The sequence below is a fragment of the Flavobacterium sp. LM4 genome, assembly GCF_002017935.1.
Lineage (GTDB): Bacteria > Bacteroidota > Bacteroidia > Flavobacteriales > Flavobacteriaceae > Flavobacterium > Flavobacterium chungangense.
This window is the reverse complement of the sequence record NZ_MUFW01000001.1, coordinates 3,077,869-3,104,215: the sequence shown is the minus strand read 5'-3', so window position 1 is coordinate 3,104,215 and position 26,347 is coordinate 3,077,869. Positions and strand designations below refer to the sequence as shown.

The window sequence follows — 26,347 nt, the reverse complement described above, 5'->3', positions numbered from 1 at the left end:
CAGACACTTTCTAATTTATTATTTTCAAATTAAACCTGATAATACCTCAGACATTGCTTTGGCCTTTAATAAACATTCTTCATATTCTTTTTCAGGTACAGATTGCGCTGTAATAGCACTTCCAACGGAAAACGAGACGTATTTATTTTCCTGATTATACAAAATACTCCTAATCACTACATTAAAATCAAAATCTCCTTCGGGTGAAAAGTAACCAACTGCTCCACTATACAAACCACGCTTGGTTTCCTCAAGATTTTCAATAATTTTCATTACCGAAATTTTTGGAGCACCCGTCATACTTCCCATTGGAAAAGTTGTTTTTAAAACATCTACAGGAGAATATTTAGGATGTAATTTTGAAGTTACTGTAGAAATCATTTGATGTACCTGCAAGAAGGAATAAATTTTGCAGAGTTCCTTAACTTCTACTGAACCTTTTTGTGCTGTGTGCGATAAATCATTTCGAACCAAATCGGTTATCATGATATTTTCAGCACGTTCTTTTCCATCGTTTTCAAGATTTTGTTTTGATTCTTCATCCTGAATCAAATCTGAAAATCGTTTTGAGGTGCCTTTTATCGGCTGTGAAATAATGGTATCCCCCGTTTTTTTAAGATAACGTTCCGGAGAAGCAGAAAGCAAAAACTGTTTATTGTTTTTAAAGAAAACCGAAAAAGGCGCTTTTGAAATCTCATTCAGTTTTTGAAATTTTTCCAATGGATTGATAACGGCATTTTCGGCAAAAAATTCCATACAAAAATTAGCTTCGTACATATCACCTGCGTGAATGTGTTCCAGCATTTTTGTTACTTTTTGAAGATATAATTCTTTTGAAATTCGTTGTTGCACTTGTACTCTGTCCAACGTTTCGAAAGAATCATTTTTACTTTGAATAATTTCCTCAAAATCCTCTTCAACCTCATCATCACAAAGCGACAAATAGCTGATTTCAAGATGGTTTTCTTTCAATAAAAAAATCTTTTTAGGCTGAAAGAAAAACAAATCCGGAAAGTACAGTCCGTCAAAATTGGATGATTTTAAAGATTCTGTATCATTTTTAAGATCATAAGACAAATAACCAAAAAGCCAGTCTTTTGTAGTTTGCTGATACTGTTTTAAATCCTCAAACGCATTATGAAAATCTGTTTTTAAAGATGTAAAAGCATCAACAGCCATCATACAATCGAAGTTGGAATATTCTTGCGGATAAGTATTGCTATCCAAAAAAATAACCTCTCGAAATTGTTGTGACCAACTTAAAAGCTGTTGCTTAAACTGCCCCGGATCCGGAATGTGCTTGTGAATGGAAACTCTCAAAAATGAATCAATTTTAGATTTCAAAATTACGACAAAAAAATTCCTTCAATAAGTAATATCAAAAAAATATTGGCACACTTTTTAGTATATCGAATTAACAGTAATTCTTAAAACTTTTCTTGCCGTTTGGTTTAAACATTACTTACCCTTTATACAAAAACATTTATTAATCAACATTTAAAAACTTTATGAAAACAATTGCAAAATTAGGTTTGACCACCTTAGTTGTTACCGCAGTATTATTTTCCTGCAAAAAAGCAGATACAACAGCAGAAGAAAAAGCAGATTACGCAACAACCGACAGTACAGCTGTTTTATCCAGCACAGCTATTTCATCATCGGCAGCAGTCGAAAAAAAAGACAGCAAACAGAAATTCATTCGAACTGCTGATATCAAATTCAAGGTTAAAAACGTCGTCAGGTCAACTTATGCAATTGAAAATGCTACCCAAAAATTTGGTGGGTTTGTTACCTATACCAATTTACAAAGTACTATTCAGAATCAGATTAAAACCAAAATCAGTCAGGACAGCACACTTGAAACTACTAAATTTACAGTAGAAAACAACATTACAATCCGCGTTCCCAATACACAGCTCGATACGGTTATCAAAACTATTGCCAAACAAATTGACTTCCTTGATTTCAGAGTAATCAAAGCCGATGATGTTTCACTGAAATTATTATCAAATCAGCTTTCTCAAAAAAGAAGTACCAATACCGAAAAAAGAGTCGAAAAAGCAATTGACGAGAAGGGCAAAAAAATCAATGATATTATGGAAGCAGAGAATATTTTGGCAAACCAAAAAGAAGCAAACGATAATCGCACTATTGATAATTTATCACTTCAGGATCAAATTAATTTCAGCACGGTAACTTTACAACTTTATCAAAACGAAACAATAAAGCAAGAAATAATTGCCGGTGAAAAAGATCCTGCTGCTTACAAACCAAACCTTGGAATCCAGATAATAGACTCCCTAAAAAGCGGCTGGTATATTTTACAGTCAATCTTAGTTTTCTTCGTTAATCTGTGGCCATTTATCTTAATAAGCATTGGCGGATTTTTCCTTTACAAGAAGTATCTGAAGAAACATTAATCGGCAATAAATTAGCATTTTCATAAGAAAAAATTTATTATATTTGATATATAATTAAACCAATCCTAAAATTAGATTTGTTTAATTATAAAATTCTTAAAAAATACCACAAAAAATATATTTGTGATTTAATTTGAGACTTTCAGTTTGTATCTTTTCCAATAGCTTATTTATATTTTTTAACCTTAAAAAATCCTAAGTATTATGAAAATTGCTACTATTATTGTCCGCGTTCTGATTGGTCTTTTGTTACTTGTTTCTTCTGTTGGATATTTTTTTCATCTTTTCCCGGAACCTGAAACTACCGGTAATTTTAAGGCTTTTAATATAGGCTTAGTTGCCTCAACGTATTTACTCCCTTTGGCAAAATCTATTGAATTACTTTGCGGAATAGCTTTCGTCACAGGTCGTTTTGTATCATTAGCCAATATTTTGATTTTACCTATAACCGTAAACATCTTGTTTATCAATTATTTCCTTGCACCTGAAGGTCTTCCGATTGCCGGATTATTATTCTTAGCTAACTTATTTTTGATCTACAGATATTGGGATAACTATAAAAGTGTATTTACTCCATGATCCAGATTTTAATTCAAAATACAAAGCCCCGACAGACTTTAAAATCTGTCGGGTTTATTTTTAATTTGCCTTCTCATGCTTTACCCAAACCAAATCAGATGTCTTATAGCCAATTTCAAGGGCTATCATAAGAAAATCCGTTTTGACATTTTCCGGAATTATTTTTTCTCTTGAAAGTATCCACATATATTTTAAACTTTCTCCGGCAACAAGAGCATATTTATAATCCTCATCAATTGCAATGACATTATACCCCGAATAAAAAGGACCAAAAAATGAAACCTTCAGCATGCCAATATTTTCTTTTCCAACAAATTTAGCTTTGCCTATGCTCTGCTGCCATTTGCCTTTTTTAAAATCATAGCCCTTATTATCAACTTTTATTGTTTTGTCTTCGTTTAAAGTATACTCAGCAGTCACGTTGTCTAAACCCCTTTCCCATTTATGATCTAATCTGGCGATTTCATACCATTTACCAAGATATTTTGCGCTGTCAAAATTTGTTATAGCAGTTGCTTTCTTCGGAATTCCTCCTCCACATGAGTACAAGGCTAATAAGATTCCTGCTCCAATCAAAACTGGAACTATATATCTGTTTTTCATAATATTCTCTTTTTATTTCTTCTAAAGATAATATCCCAAAAGCATATTTTCTTTACAAAATTTCACTTAAGGCTTACATGTTAAAACATTAATTTTAAAAAGTTTATACTATTCTAACAAAAAAATTATATTTGATAACTAATCAATCTCTAAAAATGAAAACATACATTTTTCTCATTATTCTGTTTTATTCTTCTTATTCCAGATCACAGTATACCAAGGCTGTAGATTCACTAAATAATGAAATATGCAAATCATTAGTTCAAGACAAAAATTTAAATAACGAAATTCGAATTAATACTATCAATAATTCTCACATTACTCCCTATTTATCAAAATTTAAAGACACTATTATTCAAGAAAAAATATTTGCGCAAATCTTTTATAGATTGCAAAAAGACTGCAATGAATTTGTTGCACTTTTTCCAAATAAATCACCTGAGAGTACCTGGTCGATGCAAAATGAAAGACCTTTACAAATCATATCAAAAGAAGAATGTAATAATTTCAGTAAAACTTCGAAGTATTATTATGTCGAAAATGATGGCAATAAAGTAGAAGTTACTTTAAAAGATAATTTATGGGTAGAAAAATTTTCAGACAATACTTTTTCAAAACTACGCTATAAAAACAAAGGCAATTGCGAGTTCGAATTGGAATTTATTGAAAGTGATAATGTATCCAGAAAAAATTTAAGCATTAAAGGCGAAAAATATTTATATAAACTATACAATGAAGATAATCTGACTTATAGTGTTTATACAAAAAACAAGGAAACATATTATATTTTCAAAATAGTAAAACAATAAAAAAACCGCCAGATGAATTCTGACGGTTTTCTAAAAATATGATTTACGTAAAATATTATACGTGTATAGCTCTGTTTTCAGTAGCAGCTAATGCTGCTTCTTTTATCGCTTCCGCAAAAGTTGGATGTGCGTGGCTCATTCTTGAAATATCTTCAGCTGAAGCTTTGAATTCCATTGCAGTAACCGCTTCAGCAATTAAATCAGCTGTACGTGCCCCAATCATATGAACTCCTAAAACCTCATCTGTTTTCTCATCAGCAAGGATTTTTACAAATCCGTCTAAGTCAGCACTTGCTCTTGCACGTCCTAACGCTTTGAATGGGAAACTTCCTGATTTGTATTTAACTCCGGCAGCTTTTAATTGCTCTTCAGTTTGTCCAACTGCAGCAACTTCCGGCCAAGTGTACACTACACCAGGAATTAAGTTATAATCAATATGTGGTTTTTGACCTGCTAAAATTTCAGCAACCATAGTTCCTTCTTCTTCGGCTTTATGTGCTAACATCGCTCCACGAACAACATCACCAATAGCGTAGATATTTGGAACACTGGTTTGTAAATGATCGTTTACTTCTACCTGTCCTCTGTCTGAGATTTTAACTCCAGCTTTATCAGCGTTTAACCCGTCTGTGTACGGACGACGGCCAACAGAAACTAATGAATAATCTCCTTCAAGAGTGATTGTTTCTCCTTTTGCATTTTCAGCCTGAACAGTAACAGCATCACCGTTTCTTTCAACTGATTTTACTTTGTGAGAAACATAGAATTTCATTCCTTGTTTTTTCAATACTTTAGTTAATTCTTTAGAAAGCGCTCCGTCCATTCCCGGAATAATTCTGTCCATGAATTCTACTACAGAAACCTGAGCTCCTAAACGAAGGTAAACTTGTCCAAGCTCGATTCCGATAACTCCACCACCAATAATAACCAAGTGTTTTGGAACTTCTTTTAAAGCTAAAGCTTCAGTAGAAGTAATGATTCTTTCTTTATCAATTTTGATAAATGGCAAAGAAGATGGTTTTGATCCTGTTGCAATAACAGTATATTTTGCTTCGATAGTTTCTGATGTTCCGTCAGCTTTTGCAACAGAAATATGAGTTGCGTCTACGAAAGAACCCAAACCATTAAAAACAGTGATTTTATTTTTATCCATTAAGTAGTTTACTCCGCCTGCTGTTTGGTCTACAACTGCTTGCTTACGGGCAATCATTTTCTCTAAATTGATTTTTACATCACCCGAAACTTCGATTCCGTGATCTGCAAAGTGTGCAATTTCCGCATAATGGTGAGAAGATGATAACAATGCTTTTGAAGGAATACAACCTACATTAAGACAGGTTCCGCCCAAAGAGTTATACTTTTCTACAATTGCAGTTTTGAAACCTAATTGTGCGCAACGAATTGCTGATACATATCCGCCAGGACCTGAACCTATAATGACTACGTCAAATGAACTCATAGTTTTTCTATTTTTTATTTTAGCGTTACAAAATTAAGGAATAAAGTTTTGTTTAAAGTTTAAAGCTTAAGGTTTTTTGTTATGATTTCTTTAGTTTTTGAAAAGAAAGTGATTCTTTTTTGATTTTTGATTAAGGAATTTGAAGTTTATAAAATCCTGTAAATTGATTTTCAAAAATAGGAAAATTTATATCGGGAAAATTTGACAGATTTTATCAACGTTAAAACTCAGGGTTTTCTTTGAGGATTTCTTGATGTATGAAAAACAGAATGAATAATTACAAAAAACCTTTACTTCTGCTTTCCTAAAATTCAATAGATTCGTCGATTTCTTTTTCTGCTAATGGTAAAATAGTAATCTTAAAAGCCATATTTCGCATTCAGGCGATTTTCGGTTTCTTCCCAAGAACCGGACTGATTTTCTCCAGAAATATATTTTTCTCTTTCTTCAGCATCCAAATCATAATGGGAATCGGAAACAATTGACTTTTTTTCATCATGACTAATGGCATCAAAAAACTTTCTAAAATTTCTAATTTCGAATCGTCTTCGATGAATTTTCCAAAATCTTTTATGAGTTTACGTCTTAATTCTTTCGTTTCCATTGTCGTAGCATTTTAAATCAAATTTAATGCTTTTTAGTTGTGAATTTGGTCCGTGAATTTACCGCAAAAATCATAACGGCTTACGTAAAGATTCGCAAAGTTTTATTTAGATTTTTTTGCTAAGCAAAGTGATGAAACTGAAACCTGAAATAAAATTTTTTTGCCCTCTAAACATTGTAGTTTAAAGTTAGAATCTTAGAAAATCACCGTCGAATTCTTCACTTCGCTGATCATAAACATACTTTGTGTGCTTCCAATATGCTGTAAAGTGGTTAGTTTAGTTACCAGAAATTCTCTGTATTCTTCCATGTCTTTTACTAATACTTTTAATATATAATCGTAATCGCCACTTACGTGATGACATTCTAAAACTTCGTTGAGTTTGATGACTTCACTCTCGAATTTGGTCAGGAATTCTTTGGTATGCTGAATGAGTTTTAAATGACAGAACACTACAAATCCTTTTTCGATTTTGGATTTATCGACCAACGCTACATAGTTTTTGATTATCCCTTCGCGCTCTAACTTTTTTATACGTTCATAAACAGCCGTTACCGAAAGGTTGAGTTTTAAGGACAATTCTTTGGTTGTTTTTTTACTGTCGGTTTGTAATAAAACCAGAAGTTTTTTATCAGTGGTGTCTAAAGTCATTTTTGTTGATTTTATAAGATGAAAGAAAATCTATTGATTTGGGTTTTCTAAATCAAATTTAGACAAATAATCTACATTAATTAATTTTAATAATTTTAAAATCTAATTATAATCATAATAATTGATTAATTTTCTAATAAACTGTTATTTTGAATAGGATTTCTTTTGAAAACGGGTGCACTAGCCCTGATGGGAAGGGAAATCCTTTTGTGGCGGGGTTCGCCACAAAAGATTGGAAGGAACAGCAGGAAATAGCTTCTAAACAATTGCAAAAATCAATTGCAATGTCAAAAGTCAATTCCAAAATCTATTTTAATCAAAAAATAACAAATACTAACCTGAGGATGAGATTGCTTCGTTCCTCGCAATGACATAAAAATGAAAAACTTTAATCCGGCAGATAAAATTCAGGATTTGCAATACTTTGGGGAATTTGGAGGAGTGAATCCATCGATTTCTGATTCTTCGACTTATACTTTCCTTTCGGCAAAAACGATGTTTGATACTTTTGAAGGAAACATGGAAGGCTGTTATTTATATTCGCGTCATTCGTCTCCAAGTAATTTGTACCTGGATCAGGCTTTGGCAGCGATGGAAGGAACAGAAACGGCAAATGTTTCGGCTTCAGGAATGGGAGCGATTACGCCTACTCTATTGCAATTGTGCGGTTCAGGCGACCACATTGTTTCCAGCAGAACGATTTATGGCGGAACATATGCTTTTTTGAAGAATTTTACGCCTCGTTTTGGTATTGAAACAAGTTTTGTTGACATTACCAAACTGGATGTTGTTGAAGATGCAATTACTTCTAAAACTAAAGTTTTGTATTGTGAAACTGTAAGTAATCCGCTTTTGGAAGTAGCTGATATTGGCGGGTTAGCAAAAATTGCTAAAAAGCACAATCTAAAATTAGTTGTTGATAATACGTTTTCGCCTTTATCTGTTTCTCCGGCAAAATTGGGTGCTGATATTGTAATTCATAGTCTAACGAAATACATTAACGGAAGTAGTGACACTGTTGGCGGTGTGACCTGTGCATCGAAAGAATTTATTAATTCGCTGAAGAATGTAAACTCCGGAGCAAGTATGCTTTTAGGCCCAACGATGGACAGTCTGCGTTCTGCAAGTGTTATGAAAAATTTAAGAACGCTTCATATTCGAATTAAACAACATAGTCACAATGCAGCTTATCTGGCTGAAAAATTTGAAAGTGACGGCTTAAAAACGGTTTATCCAGGATTGAAAAGTCACCCGAGTCATGAATTGTATAAAACCATGATAAATCCAGAATACGGCTTTGGCGGAATGCTGACTATTGATGTTGGAACTTTAGCGAAGGCAAATGAATTGATGGAGTTAATGCAGGATAGAAATTTGGGATATCTGGCAGTCAGTTTAGGATTTTATAAAACGTTATTCAGCGCGCCGGGAACTTCGACTTCTAGTGAGATTCCGCTGGAAGAACAACACGAAATGGGACTGACGGATGGTTTGATTCGGTTCTCGATTGGATTGGATAATGATATTCAGCGTACTTATGAGATGATGAAGGCTTGTATGGTGGAGCTTGGGGTTTTGTAAAACGTTATTTCACAAAGATACACGGAGTGGTTTTCGCAGAGAATCGCTAAGTTTTTTTTAAAGCAGATTTATAATATGTGTTTATAAAAAATCTATTAAAGTCTGCGTTAATCTGCAGATTCTGCGTTAAAAAAATAAAAAAGCCGTTCTGACCAATCTCAGAAAGGCTTTCCATTTATAATTCATAACCCTAAACTTATACCTTTACTACAAAGTTCAGTTTACTATTTTTTCTGCTATAAGTAAAGTAAATCAATAACCCGATTAGTAACCAGATTGTAAAGTAAATCCAGTTCCACACGCTTAATTCTGCCATCATATAGAGACAGCAGATTAAACCCAAAAGCGGAATTAAAGACAAATTTTTTCTGAATGCCCAAACAGCTAATCCAACCAGAACAAAAAGAAAAATCCACATTGGAATTTTGTGTTTGAATAAACTGAAGCCTGATTCGTATTTTAGAGAATCATTGACTGGAAGACCTTTTACAACTTCGGCATATTTAGCTTCGTCGTCCTGATATTGGCTCAATAAATGTTCTAAATCTGAGGTTTCGGCAGTTTTATTTTTAACATCAATATTTTCTAAATAATTTAAAACTTTTGCAGATTCTTCTTTATTTAAGGATGTAATAATTGTTGTTGCATCAAATGTCTGTGCTTCATTATTAATAAAAGCCACAGTTGCCTTATTGTTGAAAGTAAAAGCATAATACAATCCGGAGATTATTAAAACCGGCAAAATATATTTTGAGTTTACATATGGTGTTTTGAATTTTCCTCTTGGAATTTCCGGCTTGTTCTGCAATACCAAAACTCCCGCACAAACCAATACAAAAGCAAATAAGGTTCCGATACTGCACAAATCTGTTACCATCGTTAAGTTTAAGAATAAAGCCGGTACTGCTACTACAAAACCTGTAACAATTGTAGCAAAAGAAGGCGTTTTGAATTTTGGATGTACAGTAGAAAATTTCTTAGGCAATAAACCATCACGGCTCATACTCATCCAGATTCTTGGCTGCCCCATTTGAAAAACCAACAAAACGCTAGCCATTGCAATTACAGCACTTACAGCGATAATTCCTGACATCCATTTTAAGTCTAATTTTTCAAAAACAAATGCCAGAGGATCACCAACATTCAATTCATTATAACGTACCATTCCGGTTAAAACCAAGGCTATAGCAATATATAAAATTGTACAGATAATAATAGCCCACATCATTCCGCGTGGTAAATCACGTTGTGGATTTTTACATTCTTCTGCCGTTGTTGAAATCGCATCAAAACCAATGTAGGCAAAGAAAACCGCTGAAACCCCTTTTAAAACACCACCTACACCATTTGGTGCAAACGGGTCCCAATTGGCTGTATCAACATAAAAAGCTCCAACTGCAATTACTAAAAGTACAATACAAAGTTTCACAACTACCATTAAGTTACTGGCATTACGGGATTCTTTCATTCCTCTGTATACCAAAGCGGTAATTAAAACGATAATAAACAAAGCTGGTAAATCGGCAACAAAATGAAAAGAACCAATCGTTGGTGCCGTAGTCCAGGCCATATATGCCGCCTGCAATCCTGAATCTAAATTTTCAAAAGATTTTCCTCCCTGCATTAAGGCCATAGCATCTTTAAAACCGTTTGAAGCGGTTAAATAATCCATCTGAATCCATTGTGGCAAACGAATACCGCCACTTTGGAGCAGTCCCGTAAAATAATCACTCCAGGATATGGCAACCGTTATATTTCCTACGGCATATTCCATAATTAAAGCCCAGCCAATAATCCAGGCTATTAATTCGCCGAAAGCTACATAAGAATAAGTGTAAGCACTTCCTGAAACCGGAACCATCGAAGCAAATTCGGCATAAGCAAAAGCTGCAAAACTACATGCTAAAGCTGTAAAAAGAAACAGAAAAATAACAGCGGGTCCGCCATCAGCACTGGCTTTTCCGATGGTGCTAAAAATTCCTGCACCAACAATAGCTGCAATTCCAAATGCTGTTAGATCCCTTGTTGTTAAGTGCTTTCCTAATGCATTGTGTCCATCTGCTTCGTTCTTTGCAACTTGATTCAGAATATCCTGTACTGTTTTTTTGCGGAATAAACCTGATAACGCCATATGTGGTTCTGGTTTTAAAATTAATATATTTCAGACTTTACGCTTTTATTTTGCAAATAATGCAAAAATTATCCTGAAATCAAATATATAAAACGATTTTGTTTATGTGAGATTTTTTTCACCATGAATTGCACAATTTTTCTTAATCTTTTTCTCAATAATATGTAGCACTTTTTTAGGACTAGACCATTATAATTCTTTAATTTGATGCTAATTCGATACGTATGAGTAGCTTACACGAACACAAATGTAACATTCTCACAAACAGCTTTACTAACAAGTTAGTATTTAACCAAAAGAATAATTTTATGGAAAAAATCACAAGACGCTCATTTGTAAATAAATTTGGAATTGGTGTTGGTGCTTCCGTTATAGTAACAACCCTTCCTTCATTTTTATCTGCACCTGAACCGGATAACCTGCCGTATACCGGAAAAAAAATAAATCTTGCCCTGTGCGGCTTAGGAATTTATGCCAACATAGTAGCAGAGTCCATGCAGGGTTCTGAATATTGCCATCTTGCCGGAATAGTAACAGGAACGCCTTCAAAAGCCATTAAATGGAAAGAAAAATACAATATTCCCAATAAGAACATCTACAATTATGAAAATTTCGATGAGATTATAAAGAATAAAGATATTGACATGGTTTATGTAATCCTGCCTAATAGTCTTCATAAAGATTTTGTTATCCGTTCTGCCAAAGCAGGAAAACATGTTATCACTGAAAAACCAATGGCAATTACTGTAAAAGAATGCGAAGAAATGATCAAAGCCTGTAACGATAATAAAGTTCAGCTGGCCATTGGATATCGTTTGCATTACGAACCGACGCATTTAGAAATTAAGCGATTAGGGCAAGAGAAAGTTTTCGGACAAGTACGATATATAGAATCATCTCTCGGATATAAAACTTATGATACCATTGCCAAAAAGCCCGTAGATATAAATAGTCCTGCCAACTGGAGACTCAACAAAAAATTATCCGGCGGAGGTCCTTTAATGGATTTGGGAATTTATTGCATTCAGGCAAGCCGTTATATTTTAGGAGAAGAACCCATTTCGGTTACTGCTCAGTTTGGAACGATAAATGATAAAAACAGATTTTCAGAAACGGAAGAAAGTATCTCCTGGCAAATGGTATTTCCCAGCGGTGCAATGGCTAATGGCAATACTTCCTGTGGTTACAACATTGACAAGACTTATGCATCAGCCGATTATGGTTCTTTTGAATTAAGTCCGGGCTTGAGTTATGGCCCCTATGAAGGAAAGACCTCTAAAGGACCTCTAAAATTTCCACCAATCAAACAACAGCAAAGACAATTGGATGAAATTTCTAAATTATTATTGGAAAACAAAAAACTTCCGGACCATATTAGAGGAGAAGAAGGATTGAAAGACATTAAGATTATTAATGCAATTTACAAAGCTGCTGAAACAGGAAACAAAGTCTCATTAAGCTAACCAGAAACATTTTATAACCTCTCCTTTGTAACATTTTACAGAAATGGTTTACTTATAAATCAATACTAATTTAAAGTAAATTTATGGCGAAAATTTCAAGACGTTCATTTGTAAATAAATTTGGGATGGGAGTTGGTGCTTCGGTGATTGTAACAACGCTGCCTTCGTTTTTATCGGCACCGGAAGTGAATAAAATTCCAGACACCGGGAAAAAATTAAACATTGCATTGTGTGGTCTTGGTAATTATGCCTCAATGCTGGCAAAAGGAATTCAGATTTCTGAGTATTGCACTCTTGCAGGAATAGTTACGGGAACTCAGGCAAAAGCTGTAAAATGGAAGAGCCAGTATAACATTCCTGATAAGAATATTTATAACTACGAGAACTTCGATGAAATTATAAAAAACAAAGACATTGACTTGGTCTATGTTGTAACACCAAACGGACTCCATAAAGATTTTACAATTCGTGCTGCAAAAGCCGGCAAACATGTAATTACAGAAAAACCTATGGCAATTTCTGTCAAAGATTGTGAAGAGATGATCAAAACCTGTAATGAAAATAATGTTCAATTAGCGATTGGTTATCGTTTGCATTACGAACCAACTCACTTAGAAATTAAACGAATGGGGCAGGAAAAAGTTTTTGGACAAGTACGTTTTATAGAAGCTTCCCTTGGTTATAAAATACATGATCCACTTGATACAAAAAGCACTGTGAATTTCAGTGACCGAAATGAATGGAGGCTTAATAAAAAATTATCCGGTGGCGGACCTTTAATGGATTTAGGGGTTTATTGTATTCAGGCCAGCCGTTATATTTTGGGCGAAGAACCAATTGCCGTAACGGCACAATTTGGCACGGTATATAACAAACAAATTTTTTCTGAAACAGAAGAAAGTATTTCATGGCAAATGGAGTTTCCAAGCGGGGCTGTTGCAAATTGTAATACTTCTGTTAATTACAATATTGACAGATTGTATGCATCAGCAGATGAAGGTTCATTCGAGTTGAGTCCCGCTTTGAGTTATGGCCCTTTTAAAGGAAAAACATCTGAAAAAGAATTGAAATTCCCCGTGATAAACCAGCAGCAGACTCAAATGGATGAAATTTGTAAGTTCATTTTAGAAAATAAAAAACTCCCCAATCACATCACTGGTGAAGAAGGACTAAAAGACATAAAAGTCATCAAGGCCATCTATAAAGCCGCTGAAACAGGGAAAAAAGTAAGCTTGAAGTAATTTTTTGCTACTGTTTAAAGAGATAAGCATAGATTTTTATCTGGAACTATAAATTTTCTCTTGCAGATAATGCAGATTTATTAATACTCAAATACTAGATTATATGTAAATTGATTTTCTAAATTACTGTTCAGCGATGAAAGTCATTTTTTTTGCCATCTTTTTTTGCCATCCGTAAGGTAAAATAGAGTGGTTGTTTTCGACCATTAAATACATTTGCGCTACAATTTTTTCCTGTATTATCTTTGGGAGATTATAAAAGTCAGCATCTACATTAAAATTTCTTTCGTCATCAAGAACTCCATTTTGAATCCGGATACCTATCTTTTTACCTTTATAATACAATAGAATTTTAATTCTCCCATCATCGTATAAATTAAGTCCGCTAGTACCATAAATTATAATCGGATCGATAATTCCGTCATGATCAAAATCTTCAACATAAATATATCTCGACCAAAACCAAATACTCTGCTCATGACTTTCTTTAAAATCATTCGTTTCGAAAGTTTTTGTCCAGTGCTCATTTTCAATTTTAAAATTTAATGCCCTGACTGCATTGTTAAAATTATTACCATCAACAGGCTCCTTAAATTTATCTTCTGTCAGCACCAAATAATACTCGCCAGTTTTGTCCTTGTAATTGTAAACTTTCCAAATACTAAAATTAATCCCTAGTTCTTTTCTTTTTTCTTTCGTAAAAATTTGATTTATTTTTTCAGGCGAAAATGCCTTGTATTTACTATTTTTTTCCTTTTCAAGAAATTCTGAAATTTCATTAATTCTTCGGTTTAAAATTGCAATATTCTTTAGTTCAATGTCTGAGTAAACAATACTTTTATTGTCATTTATTGGATTGTACCAATTGAATTTCTTAAAAACATCTGAATATTCCGGATTGGAAAATACATATCCTTTTCTTGCATAAATTTCGTTCTTCAATAATTTTAAGGAAAAAAGATCTTCCTTTTTTAATTTATTTTCATCGATAATTTCAGATGAACATTTAGAACAATCCAGTTTATTTTGTCCATTTAGGGAAAAAGTAAAAAATAAAATTATGTATAAATAAAACTTCATTATAATGGTTTAATTAAATAATTCAAAACCGTTTTTATTTCAAACAACTACGCAAAATACTTACCGGATGCTGAGCTTCACGACTCGTTCCATCATAAATCTGATGACGACAACTCGTTCCTGCTGCTGCAATTTTTACATTTTCGGCTGTATTACGAACTTTTGGAAATAAAGTATCTTCACCCATCTGCATACTCACCTGATAATGTTCTTTTTCATAACCAAAAGATCCCGCCATTCCGCAACAGCCTGAATTGTAAATGGTGACCGTGTTATTTTTAGGCAAATTCAGCATCGCAAAAGTTGCTTCAACAGAACTCAATGATTTCTGGTGGCAATGTCCGTGAATTTTGATTTCTTTAGTTTCTTCCGAAAAAGAATCAGGAGTGATTTTTCCGTCGATGATTTCTTTTTTGAAGAATTCTTCAATTGTAAAAGCATTTCGGGATAATTTTTCTGCAGCATCCTTATCATCTGCCAAACGTAAATATTCATCCCTAAAAGTCAAAATCGCCGAAGGTTCAATTCCGACCAAAGGTGCATTTCCTAAAACCAAATCTTTAAAGACATTCACGTTGTGATTGGCAATTTTCTTAGCTTCTTCCAAAAATCCTTTCGAAAGATATGTTCTTCCGCTTTCTTCATGATCGATAACTAAAACCTGATAACCTAATTTAGTCAATAATTCGAAAGCATCGATTCCGATATTTACGTCGTAATAATTCGTGAATTCATCTACAAATAAATACAACCTCCCATTCGGGAAATCAGTTTTTATTGGTTTATTATTGGCGAACCATTTCCTAAAAGTCTTTTTTGCCAATAACGGCACTTGTCTTTCCGGTGCAATTCCCATTGTTTTTTTTACCAATGACTGATTCGAAATAAAATTGGTAATTGCCGGGAATTTGCTTCCCATTTTGTTCAGTTTGGCATTGTTGGCAAAAATCTTATTTCGGGTTGAGAATCCGTTTGCTTTTTGGTATTGGTATAAAAATTCGGCTTTTAAAGTTGCTACGTCCACATTACTCGGACATTCGCTGGCACAGGCTTTACAGCTTACACACAACTCAAAAACTTCGTATAATTCTTTCTGGTCAAATTTATTTTCTTTTTCAGAATACGTCAAATATTCACGTAGTGCATTAGCTCTCGCACGCGTAGTTTCCTTTTCATTTTTGGTCGCACGATAACTCGGACACATAGCTCCCCCTGCCGATGGTAATTTTCTGCAATCGCCAGAACCGTTGCATTTTTCGGCTGCACGCAAAATTCCCAAACTGTCTGAGAAATCCTGAAACGTTTTAATATCCGGTTCAACTCTGCCTGAAATTACCCGATGGTTTTCGTCCATTTTCCCAGCATTGACAATCTTCCCGATATTCAAAACCGAATTCGGATCGAATGCCAGTTTGATTCTTTTCAGCAATTCGTAATTCTTTTCGCCAATCATAAACGGAATAAATTCCCCGCGTACAATTCCGTCGCCATGTTCACCACTTAATGAACCTCTGTATTTTTTTACCAAATGTGCTACTTCCGTTGCAATGGTTCTGAATAATTTTAAATCTTCGGTCTTCTTCAAATTCAAAACAGGACGCAAGTGCAATTCTCCCGCACCGGCATGTGCATAATAAATCGCTTCCTGTCCGTGGCTTAACATCATCGCCGAAAACTCTGCAATATATGCTGGTAAATCGCTCAATTCAACCGCTGTATCCTCAATTGAATCCGCCGCTTTATTGTCACCTACTATACTTCCTAAAAGACCAAGTCCGGCTTTTCTCAGTTCATTTGCTTTATCGATATCAGCGCCATAAATTTTTACCTGAGCATAGCCAAAATTGTTTTTTTCTAAATCAGCGATCAGGGCATCAGCTTGTATTTCGGCATCTTCCAAAGTATGCGCTGCCACTTCAAACAACATAATCGCTTTAGGCTCGCCTTGCAAAAAGAACCTGTTTTTTACGTGCTCCCGATTCGTTTTCGTACAATCCAAAATTGTGTCGTCAATCATTTCGCAGGTGTACAAATGATGTTTCATTGCCACGACAACCGATTCCAACGATTCCTGAATTGTATGATAATGTCCTACCACCATAATACTGTGTGCAGGTGGCAGATCGTCCACTTTTAAGGTCACTTCGGTCGTAAAAGCCAGCGTTCCTTCACTTCCGCAAAGCAGTTTTCCTAAATTGATTGTCGGTTCACTCCCGCCAAACAATTCCGATTTTAGCAGAATATCAACCGCATACCCTGTATTTCTTCTGTGAATTTCAGGTTTTGGAAACTCCTTTATAATTTCTTCCTGATTTTCTTTTACTGAAAGTTCCTCGTAAACACTTTTGTATATTTTATTTTCTAAAGTATCCCCTTTAGTTTTTTCTATAAATTCATCCGAAGTCAGGTCTTTAAAAACGACTTCAGAGCCGTCGCTCAAAATTGCTTTTACCTGAGCAATTTTATCACGCGTCACACCATATCGAATCGAGGTTGTTCCCGAAGAGTTATTTCCGACCATTCCGCCAATCATGGCGCGGTTTGAGGTTGATGTGATTGGTGCGAAAAATACACCGTGAGGTTTTAAGAATAAATTCAGCTCATCGCGAATAACACCGGGCTGAACGGTAACGGTTTTCTTTGCGGCATCAAACGAAATAATTTTAGTAAAATGCTTCGAAACATCAATTACCAATCCGTCTCCTACTGCCTGTCCTGCCAGTGAAGTTCCTGCAGTTCTTGGCGTAACCGAAATGCTATGATCTGCTGCAAACTTTATGAGTTTGGCAATATCCGCAGTTGTTTTGGGTATAGCTACGGCATTCGGTTTAATTCGGTACACCGAAGCATCGGTTGAATAAAGCGTTTTATGAAGATCATCGTATAAAAGTGTTCCTTCTAATGATGCAGACAGTTGTTCTAACTCCTTAATTATTGACATTCTGATTTGAATTTATAACCTAAAACGGATGTGTTTTTCGGGTACAAAAATACTCTTATTTCCTTTGTTTTTATTCTAAATTAAGAAAATTAGGCACTGAGTTTTCAATGTTTATGCCATAATACTGCGAACTTCTACAGTATTTTGGCTACAAGCCTTTTCGGGAAGTGTATTTTTTGCATTTATTAATTTGAGAGAAATAATTTGTGAATTGAAAACAGATGTCAGGCTGAGCCCATTCGACTTCGCTCAGGATAAACTCCGTCGAAGCCCTTGTTAAAGAATCATTTTATCACGCTGATTTTTTTTTAAGGCATTTTTAAGTCCCCATTATCACGCTAACAATCAGCATCTTTCAATAAAACAAAACTATTTTATCCTTTCACAATAAAACTTAATGATGCCAAAAACAGTATGTATTTGTAAATTAGCAAAAAACATACAACAATGACAGTATTAACATTCACCCTGATTATGCTTTTAGGGGCTTTTTTAGCTGGTTTTGTAGGCTCCTTATCCGGTTTAGGCGGCGGAATCATTATCATACCACTACTTACAATTATGCTCGGAGTCGATATTCATTATGCCATTGGTGCGGCTTTGGTATCAGTTATAGCAACGTCATCAGGTTCTGCGGCAGCTTATGTAAAAGAAGGAATTACCAATATGCGTCTCGGGATATTCCTCGAAATTGCCACCACACTCGGCGCCGTTGGCGGAGCACTGCTTTCGACCATCGCACCGACTTCGTTTATAGCCGTTTTATTTGGACTCACGCTTATTTTCTCGGCTGTTAATTCTCTCCGAAAAAAAGAAGAACACATCGTTTTAGAATCGAGTTCATTGGCCAAAAAACTACATCTGAACGGTACTTATCCCACCCATGACGGAGAAGTAATAGCTTACGGAACAAAAAATGTAATCGGGGGATTCAGCATGATGGGAATCGCCGGCATGATGTCAGGATTGTTAGGAATTGGTTCCGGGGCTTTCAAAGTAATTGCCATGGACAATATCATGCGCATTCCGTTTAAGGTTTCTACCACCACCAGCAATTTTATGATGGGCGTTACCGCAATGGCGAGTTCGGTAATTTACATTCAGAAAGGCTATATCGAACCCGGAATTTGTATGCCGGTCGTAATCGGAGTGTTGTTCGGAGCGATGGCAGGAGCCAAAATTCTGGTAAGAACCAACCCTAAGAAACTCCGCATTTTCTTTGCCTGCCTCATTTTTGTACTGGCAATAAACATGATTTACAATGGCATTAACGGAAAAATCTAAAAACATGGCACCAAATATATCTCAGGAAAAAGATTTTCAGAACATTATAGGCAATTTATTGCGCTACGGCGTTTGGACGGCATTATCTGTAGCCGCCATTGGAGGCATTGTTTATCTGTTGCACCACGGTCAGGAAATCGAAGACTACTCGGTATTTACAGAAAAAGACAAAAACATTTTCGAAGTAATCGCAACCATTTACAAAGGTCTAATTCAGGGAAAAGGCGACTCGATCATCTTCTCCGGAATCATACTTTTGTTCCTCACGCCCGTATTTCGGGTATTATTATCGTTATTTTCTTTTCTCCTCGAAAAAGACTACCTGTATGTTGCCATTACCACCATCGTAATCGGCATTATTATATTGAGTATTTCGTTTGGGTTTTCGCATTAATGGAGCTATTTCTTTTTTAGATTTTTCAGAAGCTAATCCAGCTGTCCGCTATATCTTTTGTGGCAAACCCTGCCACAAAAGGATGCCGCTTCCATCTGGGCTACAAAAAAATTTGTAAGAAATTTATTTTTATTTGTGTTGTTTTAAGTAATTTAATATTTATATTCGTCAAAAATTAAAGGAAAACTTTTATTGTAATTATTGCCCCTAATACGATATAAATGTCAGATTTTAAAATAACCGGAAACCCTGCTCCAGAGGTGGGTAGGGAAGAATTTTACTAAGTAGATACCCTACTTCCTCAAATTGGGCTTTATCTAGGCCAGATTCCTTCAAGTACTCCTAATCATTTTGAATATCCTGTTACATGGGAAGTTTATGTTTTGGAATTTAGCAAATGGCAAAAAGCAAAAGGAAATGAAAAAACAGGAAACACCGTATCATTTACTTTTTTACAAAGAAGCCTAACCCGAAAAGGGATTCGCATTGTAGCGAAACGTGGTGAACAGATCGCTTACCTGGATATAAAAACTCATCCGGCTGAAGTTCCAAAAATTCAAAGTATTGAATTACTTGACATAAACGGTAAAAAACCAACGAAACCATTAGCTTACGGACAAACCGTTAAAGCAAGGGTTCATTGCCTGCACATGGATTGGCAAAGAGTATATATTACACTCTGGGAAGATGATGCAGACGGAGGTGGACATGATAAGCTAAATGAAAAAAACAAAGCCAAAACGCTTCCTGGTACCGTAAAAGACGGAATTGCAGATATTGATTTTATATTGACACCCGATTTCAAAAAAATAGCCAATGCAAGAAACGCTAATGAAGGACAAACACATGAGTATTATGCAACTGCCGAAATATTTCTACAAGAAAAGGTCAGCAGCAATAATTTAAATGTAATCAATTCTGATTACCAACCGGAATCAAAAAAGCAGCCTGTCAAAAAAGCAATTCCGGCCGAAACAAAAGGCAAATCCAAAAAAGACGAAAAAGGAATACAACCACCGTCAACTGGTAAAAAATACGATTGGGTTGAAGAAGCTTTCAAAATAAAACCCATATTTTTACCTGATCCAATGGAGTTTACAAATAGTGTAATGAAGATTTTTGTACCGGATAAAGAGGATGAAAAGAAGAAAGTTACTACTTGTGATTGTAGGGAATATGACTTGATTTGGGGAAATAAAGTGAGTTGTGATTTTAGAAAGAAAGTTGTAGAAATAAGTAAAAGTTTATGGCCAAATAATTATAAACAAATGGCTAATGGATTGATGGCTGTAATGAAAGTTGAAACTTCAGAAACATTTTCTCCTTCTAAGATTGAATTAGTTAATTATGTTGACAGTAACGGGAAAAAGAGAAAAAAATATGAAGGTTTGTCTAAAGAAGCAATAAATAAACTTGACGACAATTTTAATGGAGCCGTTGGACTTATACAGTTTACGAAAGATGCTATAGATTCTTTAAATAAAGAAAATTCTTTGAGTCTTACTAAAAAAAAGTTAGCACTAATGACCGACTTAGATCAACTTGAATATGTTAAGAAATATTTTATGCTATATAATTGGCACAAAAAGTTGTTGTCTCCTGAAGATATTTATTTACAGGTTTTTGCACCAATAGGAATTGCTAAAAAGGAAAGTTATGTTTTATATGAAAAGCATGAAAAACCAGAAACAGAAAAACAAAAAGTTAGTAATAGAAATTATGAAGCCAATAAAAGTGTTGATGAAGAAAATAATAATGATCAAAAAATTCAACGCTCAGAAATATTAGGTAGATACCGCATCAGTTTCGCAGAAGGACTTTTGAAGAAAGAAAAGGGGTTTAGTTGTGGAGGAATTGAAAATCAGGAAGAAAGTAGTGGAGATACTACAGGTGTTTTAGATGAAATGAAAGCTTTAGTAGATAAAAATATTTCGTATAGTCAGCTTGGTGTTAGAAATTCTCTTTCTGAAAAAGGTTTAGAAGGTTTAGATTGTTCAGAAACGGTTTCAATTTATTTAACTAAACTAGGAATAACAACTAATGTTAAGGAAATAAATACAGGAATAATGACTACCCAAAAGGATTTCAGAAAAGCTATAGATTCAGAAAATATCGATTTTGTTGATGGAAGTGATTCGGATGATTTTAAACCTAAAAAAGGAGATATTTTTGTTTGGAGAAGATCTGATGGTGTAGGGCTGGATGTGCTAACTTAGCGTGGAGTTCTAGTTAAGGACAAAATCTTAACTTTAGACCATGAAAGAAAATCGTAAAAATTACGACCGCATTTTCAAAGAGAAAGCAGTCCAATTAAGTTATGAAAGAGATAATATCTCTCTACTTGCCAAGGAACTTGGTATTACAGCTGCTTTGCTTTATAAATGGCGCCAAGATTATCAAGAATTTGGAACGGGAAGTTTTCCTGGAAAAGGCAATTTAAAACTAAGTCCCGAACAAGAAAAAATTCATGAACTTGAAAAAAAATTAAAAGAAGCAGAATTAGAACGTGATATCTTAAAAAAGGCAATAAGCATCTTTTCCAAGGGAGGTCGATGATTTATCTTTTCATAAAAGACCATGAAAAAATATATTCGATTGAAAAGATGTGCAAAGTTTTAGCAGTAAGCAACAGCAGTTACTATAAATGGAAAAAACAGATTGTTTCAGAAAGGCAAAAACGAGTGATTTTAATAAAAGAAGCAATAACTTCAATATATTTTAATACCAAACAGCGATATGGAAGTCCAAGAATTACTTTAGAACTTCAAAATATAGGATATCAAATATCTAGAATAACAGTCGCTAAATACATGAAGCAATTAGGTTTGTACAGTAAATTGAGTAAAAAATTTAAAGTAACAACCAATTCAAAACATAATCATTTTGTTGTTCCAAATATCTTAAAAAGAGAATTTACGGTGAAGGAACCATCTAAAGCTTGGGTTTCAGATATAACATATATTCAAACAAAGGACGGATTTTTGTATCTCACAATTATTTTGGATTTGTTCGACAGAAAAATAATTGGCTGGAGTCTAAGCAATGGTTTGAGTACTAAACAAACTACATTAACAGCTTGGAAAATGGCACTTAAAAATCGAAAAATTACAAATGAATTAATATTCCACTCCGACAGAGGAATTCAATATGCTAATAAAAGCTTTACTAATATGCTTGACTCTTTTAAAACTGTCACTAGAAGTATGAGCCGTAAAGGAGATTGCTGGGATAATGCTGTTGCAGAAAGTTTTTTCAAATCACTAAAAACAGAATTAATTTATGGGAATAAACTAATTACTAAAGAACAAATGGAACTTGAAATTTTTGAATACATCGAAATTTGGTACAATAAAAAAAGAAGGCACTCTGCTTTGAACTATAAAACTATTGAAGAATTTAATAAATTAACTAATTACAAAAATGTAGCTTAACTTTTTCTCTACTTTTTGTTTGCATATCCAGGCATACAGGAATTGTATATAGTTTTGATGAGGAATCTGACTTGGTAACTATCTTAGAAGCAATAGGGAATGTTGGTAGTGCCGATGAGACAGCAAATAAAAATAATGGTGGTTATTCCGGAACAGGTTGTTCCAGAACCGCTGTATATAAAAGACTAGGTAAAGCTTTATCTAAACATGCGGGTTGGAAAGGTTATTTTAGACCAAAAAATTACACTAAAAAATTATAAAACAAATGAAATCTATTAAATTATTAAGCATTTTTTTTCTTCTTCTAATTAGTTGTAAAAAGAAAGAAATTTATGCTCAGGAGCCTTCGAAAAAAGAACAAAAAGGGGCTATTAGCGGAACCGATTATTCAAAAGAATCGCTTGATAATCTTTTAAAATGTGGAGATTATTCATATATGGATGGATATTTTACTGTGCCTGACAATGGGTGTATTTATAATCCAAAAACATCAAATAAATTAGGGAATGTGGAAGTCTATCTTATCCCAAAAAATAGATTAAACGAAAATATTGATTTTGAGAAAGAAGAAAGTAAGGTCGGAAAATTAAATATTGATGATTTAAAAAAGCTATATGATATTTATGTACTTATAATAGATAAAAGAGATTTAACCTATAATGCAAATATGGATATTCCATATTATCCCAAATATCCTCATAAACAAAGTATCTTTAAATGGACTAATGGGGTATGGAAGAAAATACTTACTCTCAATATAAGTAATGATAATAATAATGAATATAATAATTGGAAATCAAATGTTTTAGGTAATTCCAATATAAAACAAAGTAATCAAGATGTAGTTTTAAAAGGTGATTATTCCATTAAGACTAAAGTTGAAAGTGTTGAAACAGGAGAACCAATTGAAATTACCTTCTATTTTAATTTTGAAATCTCGCAAGCTATTTTAAGTATTGGGACGAATAATTCGCTAGAAGCATTTTGTGAAGGAACTTATAGTGTTACCCAAAATAAAGGAATTTTTAAATTAATATATACTGGCGAAGGCACTTGTACTTCAGATTTAGAAGAAAGTTCTTTTTTTATTAAAAAAGAGAACAATCAATATTACATAAAAAGTAAAAGATTTATAGATTTTGAATGGCATTTGCTAAATAGGAAATAAACTAATTTAAGCTAATGTTCAAATGACTTTTGGTATTTGAACTCTAAGGTGTATTATATTAACGTGAGTTCGACATAAAAAAGGAAGGATATATTTGAAAAATAGAGATGGTTTATGTATATTAAAGCCTGACAAACAATTAATTACATTTAAAACCACCTCTATGTTAGATGCGAATAAAATTACTGAAATTTACTTTCTTATAGACGAATTCTGTAAAGAATTTGATAAAACTATAGCTGCTCATAGCTTAAAAGAAAAAGAGGCTCCAAAGAAAAGAAACCGAAAATTTATTATGTCAGATAGTGAAGTTATAACCATTTTAGTGCTATTTCACACTATGGGTTTCAAAAACTTAAAACATTTTTACTTGTTTTATATAGGAAAACATTTGAATAACGAATTTCCAAACCTTGTGTCTTACAATAGATTTGTGGAACTTCAAAAAAGAACCGCTGTACCAATGGCCCTATTTTTGAAAACCTGCTGTTTAGGTCAATGCACAGGAATTTCTATAATTGACTCTACCCCTTTGAGAGCATGCCATATTAGACGGGAAAAACAGCATAAAACATTCAAAGATTTAGCTACAAAAGGGCATACTTCAACGGGATGGTTCTTTGGGTTTAAATTACACTTAATTATAAATGATAAGGGAGAAATTCTTGATTTTATCTTTACTCAAGCCAATGTTGATGATAGAGAACCTTTAAAAAGCAATAACTTTCACAAAAGAATTTTTGGAAAACTTTTTGGTGACAAAGGATATATTGGAAAAGATTTGTTTGAACAGCTTTTTATAGATGGTGTGCATTTGATTACTAAAATCAAAAAGAACATGAAAAATAGTATGATGCTTTTACAAGATAAAATTATGCTAAGAAAGCGCTCATTAATTGAAACTGTTTATGATCAATTGAAAAATATTTGTCAAATAGAACATACAAGACACAGAAGTTTTGATAACTTTATAACTAATTTATTATCAGCACTAATAGCCTATTCTTTCTTCCCTAAAAAGCCTTCTATAAATATTGATTTTGAAAACAACAGGCTTGTAGCTTAATTATTGTTTACATCGAACTCACGTTATATTATAAATTTAAATATGAAAAAAACACTCGTAATCACAACTATTTTATTTTGTTTACAACTTGTAATTTGCCAACAAAAGCCAAAGGAAAATCAAGAGAAAGAAGCCAGTAATAAATCAGTTAAGCTTCAAAAAATAAAAATTCCAAATAAATGGATTGGAAAATATTCAACTTATTTTAGTTATGGAAAAATTGGAGGAGAAAATGCAGGCTGGAATTTAGACATTGAAATCTCAAACGATAGCATTATAGCTACTGGAGACGGTTATCAAATAGGATTTAAAGATTTATTAACTACGAAAGAGAATGATAATGAATTAGTATTAAATCATTTAAAAAACTTAAATGGCTATAAGTTAGGTGCAAAAATGAATCCTGAATTTATATTAATTGAAGATAAAGGAAAATATTTTATTAAAACAAAATGGATTGACAATGATATAGTGACAAAACCAAAAAAATTGGGATATGAAATTATAAAACAATAAAAATTTATCGATTAACAACTTCACACAGATTTCTAATCGGTAAACACGATATATAACTTTAAATTTCTACATCCGATCATTAGATCACCGTTTGCAAATCTACTTTCTGGCACAAAAGGATGCCCCTTTTGTTATTAGGGGCAATTGGTTTCATGATAAGATTTAAAAAAATTATAAGGTAAATGAAGGCTCCTGAACAACCCGATAAGATTTAAAAACACATCCAAAAGAAATACCTTCTATAATGTCCCACTCTAAAATTCCTTTCTCAATAAGCTGATACAATTCATATTCAACAAAATCAGGACTATAATTTAAATTTTGATATTCGGGATGTGTTCTAATAAACTCTGAGAATTTCCATTGTGAAAATTTAATTTGGTTTATTATAATATCGTACTCGTAAATAACACCATCTTTTTTGGCAGTGCATCCGCTTCCGTGAAAATTATATTCAATTCCGTCAATGGAGCCTATTCTTTCAAAAAAAGTATGAGAAAACAAACACGGATTTATGTCTTGCTGGTATTTATCTTTTAATAAAACTTCAAAGCTTCTTATAAACTTAATGTAGTCTTTCAGTATTTGTTCAATCATTAAATATCATTTGATATAGTCGTTTCAAAACTTCAAACATCATAATAATAATTCCAATTCCTGCAATAATGTAAACTCTCCAACTACGCATTTTAGTAATTGAATTCATTTCTAAACCTTGTTCTTCTAACTTTTTAAATTCTTTTACATCTGCCTTTCTAATCCAACAAATTAAGAAAGCGCAAAATATAATTCCGCCAATTATTACAAAAATATTTTCGTTTTGTATATATTTCATTTAATTCGAATATCCATATTCTGGTACTCTGATGCAGTCGAGTAACAGAGTTGTGAAAACCGCTTAATAAATCCAAATCCATTAAGCGGTT

Annotated in this window: 24 protein-coding genes; 14 read left to right on the top strand and 10 right to left on the bottom strand. The window is 33.5% G+C overall.

All coding sequences use genetic code 11. From position 1 onward, the window contains the following. Positions 1-24: 24 nt before the first annotated feature. Positions 25-1,320, bottom strand: a complete 1,296-nt coding sequence (locus tag BXU10_RS13615; protein ID WP_078227999.1) for an anthranilate synthase component I family protein — start codon at positions 1,318-1,320, stop codon at positions 25-27. A 188-nt stretch (positions 1,321-1,508) separates the two neighbouring features. Here BXU10_RS13615 and BXU10_RS13610 point away from each other — a divergent pair, with 188 nt between their 5' ends. Beyond that, entirely contained in the window at positions 1,509-2,420 is a 912-nt protein-coding gene (locus BXU10_RS13610) for a DUF4349 domain-containing protein (RefSeq protein ID WP_078227776.1), read from the top strand. A 204-nt stretch (positions 2,421-2,624) separates the two neighbouring features. Next, a complete protein-coding gene (locus BXU10_RS13605; protein WP_078227775.1) occupies positions 2,625-2,999 on the top strand; it encodes a DoxX family membrane protein in 375 nt (124 codons plus the stop codon). 60 nt (positions 3,000-3,059) lie between these two features. On the opposite strand, the gene BXU10_RS13600 is transcribed toward BXU10_RS13605, so the two are convergent. Further along, entirely contained in the window at positions 3,060-3,602 is a 543-nt protein-coding gene (locus BXU10_RS13600; protein WP_078227774.1) for a lipocalin family protein, read from the bottom strand. Between the two features lie 155 nt (positions 3,603-3,757). Between BXU10_RS13600 and BXU10_RS13595 the strand changes: the two genes are divergently transcribed. Continuing rightward, positions 3,758-4,411: a hypothetical protein gene (locus BXU10_RS13595; protein WP_078227773.1), complete on the top strand. Its 654-nt coding sequence runs from the start codon at positions 3,758-3,760 to the stop codon at positions 4,409-4,411. Positions 4,412-4,466: 55 nt separating this feature from the next. Here the strand turns inward: BXU10_RS13595 and lpdA are convergent, their stop codons facing one another. The 3 genes from lpdA to BXU10_RS13580 form a co-directional block, all read right to left on the bottom strand. After that, entirely contained in the window at positions 4,467-5,870 is a 1,404-nt protein-coding gene (gene lpdA, locus BXU10_RS13590; RefSeq protein WP_031453701.1) for a dihydrolipoyl dehydrogenase, read from the bottom strand. Between the two features lie 379 nt (positions 5,871-6,249). After that, entirely contained in the window at positions 6,250-6,474 is a 225-nt protein-coding gene (locus BXU10_RS13585) for a hypothetical protein (RefSeq protein ID WP_078227772.1), read from the bottom strand. 195 nt (positions 6,475-6,669) lie between these two features. Continuing rightward, entirely contained in the window at positions 6,670-7,125 is a 456-nt protein-coding gene (locus BXU10_RS13580) for an Lrp/AsnC family transcriptional regulator (protein ID WP_078227771.1), read from the bottom strand. Positions 7,126-7,503: 378 nt separating this feature from the next. On the opposite strand from BXU10_RS13580, the gene BXU10_RS13570 reads away from it, so the two are divergent. After that, complete coding sequence (locus BXU10_RS13570) at positions 7,504-8,706, top strand: aminotransferase class I/II-fold pyridoxal phosphate-dependent enzyme (RefSeq protein WP_078227769.1); 1,203 nt, start codon at positions 7,504-7,506, stop codon at positions 8,704-8,706. A gap of 196 nt (positions 8,707-8,902) precedes the next feature. On the opposite strand, the gene BXU10_RS13565 is transcribed toward BXU10_RS13570, so the two are convergent. Further along, entirely contained in the window at positions 8,903-10,837 is a 1,935-nt protein-coding gene (locus tag BXU10_RS13565) for an amino acid permease (RefSeq protein WP_078227768.1), read from the bottom strand. A gap of 308 nt (positions 10,838-11,145) precedes the next feature. On the opposite strand from BXU10_RS13565, the gene BXU10_RS13560 reads away from it, so the two are divergent. Further along, positions 11,146-12,300, top strand: a complete 1,155-nt coding sequence (locus tag BXU10_RS13560; RefSeq protein ID WP_078227767.1) for a Gfo/Idh/MocA family protein — start codon at positions 11,146-11,148, stop codon at positions 12,298-12,300. Between the two features lie 83 nt (positions 12,301-12,383). Continuing rightward, on the top strand, positions 12,384-13,541 hold the full coding sequence (locus BXU10_RS13555; RefSeq protein ID WP_078227766.1) for a Gfo/Idh/MocA family protein: 1,158 nt from the start codon (positions 12,384-12,386) through the stop codon (positions 13,539-13,541). Between the two features lie 123 nt (positions 13,542-13,664). Here BXU10_RS13555 and BXU10_RS13550 read toward each other — a convergent pair whose 3' ends face one another. Both BXU10_RS13550 and BXU10_RS13545 read right to left on the bottom strand, forming a co-directional pair. Next, complete coding sequence (locus BXU10_RS13550) at positions 13,665-14,621, bottom strand: YARHG domain-containing protein (protein ID WP_078227765.1); 957 nt, start codon at positions 14,619-14,621, stop codon at positions 13,665-13,667. 34 nt (positions 14,622-14,655) lie between these two features. After that, positions 14,656-17,562, bottom strand: coding sequence for an FAD-binding and (Fe-S)-binding domain-containing protein (locus BXU10_RS13545; protein ID WP_078227764.1), 2,907 nt, complete (start codon positions 17,560-17,562; stop codon positions 14,656-14,658). A gap of 447 nt (positions 17,563-18,009) precedes the next feature. On the opposite strand from BXU10_RS13545, the gene BXU10_RS13540 reads away from it, so the two are divergent. The 8 genes from BXU10_RS13540 to BXU10_RS13500 all read left to right on the top strand — a co-directional run bounded on the left by BXU10_RS13540 (position 18,010) and on the right by BXU10_RS13500 (position 25,421). Further along, entirely contained in the window at positions 18,010-18,846 is an 837-nt protein-coding gene (locus tag BXU10_RS13540; RefSeq protein WP_078227763.1) for a sulfite exporter TauE/SafE family protein, read from the top strand. Between the two features lie 4 nt (positions 18,847-18,850). Then, positions 18,851-19,240, top strand: coding sequence for a DUF1634 domain-containing protein (locus tag BXU10_RS13535; RefSeq protein ID WP_078227998.1), 390 nt, complete (start codon positions 18,851-18,853; stop codon positions 19,238-19,240). A gap of 383 nt (positions 19,241-19,623) precedes the next feature. Next, positions 19,624-21,456 carry a hypothetical protein gene (locus tag BXU10_RS13530; RefSeq protein ID WP_078227762.1) on the top strand — a complete coding sequence of 611 codons (1,833 nt, stop codon included), beginning with the start codon at positions 19,624-19,626 and terminating at the stop codon, positions 21,454-21,456. Between the two features lie 40 nt (positions 21,457-21,496). Further along, a protein-coding gene (locus tag BXU10_RS13520; RefSeq protein ID WP_223255388.1) for an IS3 family transposase occupies positions 21,497-22,671 on the top strand; the annotation gives its coding sequence in 2 pieces (ribosomal slippage) (positions 21,497-21,752 and positions 21,752-22,671; 1,176 coding nt in all). A gap of 71 nt (positions 22,672-22,742) precedes the next feature. After that, positions 22,743-22,931, top strand: coding sequence for a hypothetical protein (locus BXU10_RS13515; RefSeq protein ID WP_078227761.1), 189 nt, complete (start codon positions 22,743-22,745; stop codon positions 22,929-22,931). Between the two features lie 5 nt (positions 22,932-22,936). Continuing rightward, positions 22,937-23,839: a hypothetical protein gene (locus tag BXU10_RS13510; protein ID WP_078227760.1), complete on the top strand. Its 903-nt coding sequence runs from the start codon at positions 22,937-22,939 to the stop codon at positions 23,837-23,839. Between the two features lie 163 nt (positions 23,840-24,002). Beyond that, positions 24,003-24,905, top strand: coding sequence for an IS982 family transposase (locus BXU10_RS13505; protein WP_078227759.1), 903 nt, complete (start codon positions 24,003-24,005; stop codon positions 24,903-24,905). Positions 24,906-24,947: 42 nt separating this feature from the next. Then, positions 24,948-25,421 (top strand): hypothetical protein, encoded by a 474-nt coding sequence (locus BXU10_RS13500; protein ID WP_078227758.1) that lies wholly within the window; start codon positions 24,948-24,950, stop codon positions 25,419-25,421. A 171-nt stretch (positions 25,422-25,592) separates the two neighbouring features. Here BXU10_RS13500 and BXU10_RS13495 read toward each other — a convergent pair whose 3' ends face one another. Next, a complete protein-coding gene (locus BXU10_RS13495; protein ID WP_078227757.1) occupies positions 25,593-26,018 on the bottom strand; it encodes a hypothetical protein in 426 nt (141 codons plus the stop codon). Then, complete coding sequence (locus tag BXU10_RS13490; protein WP_078227756.1) at positions 26,011-26,256, bottom strand: hypothetical protein; 246 nt, start codon at positions 26,254-26,256, stop codon at positions 26,011-26,013. The genes BXU10_RS13495 and BXU10_RS13490 overlap by 8 nt, the downstream gene beginning before the upstream one ends. Positions 26,257-26,347: the final 91 nt, after the last annotated feature.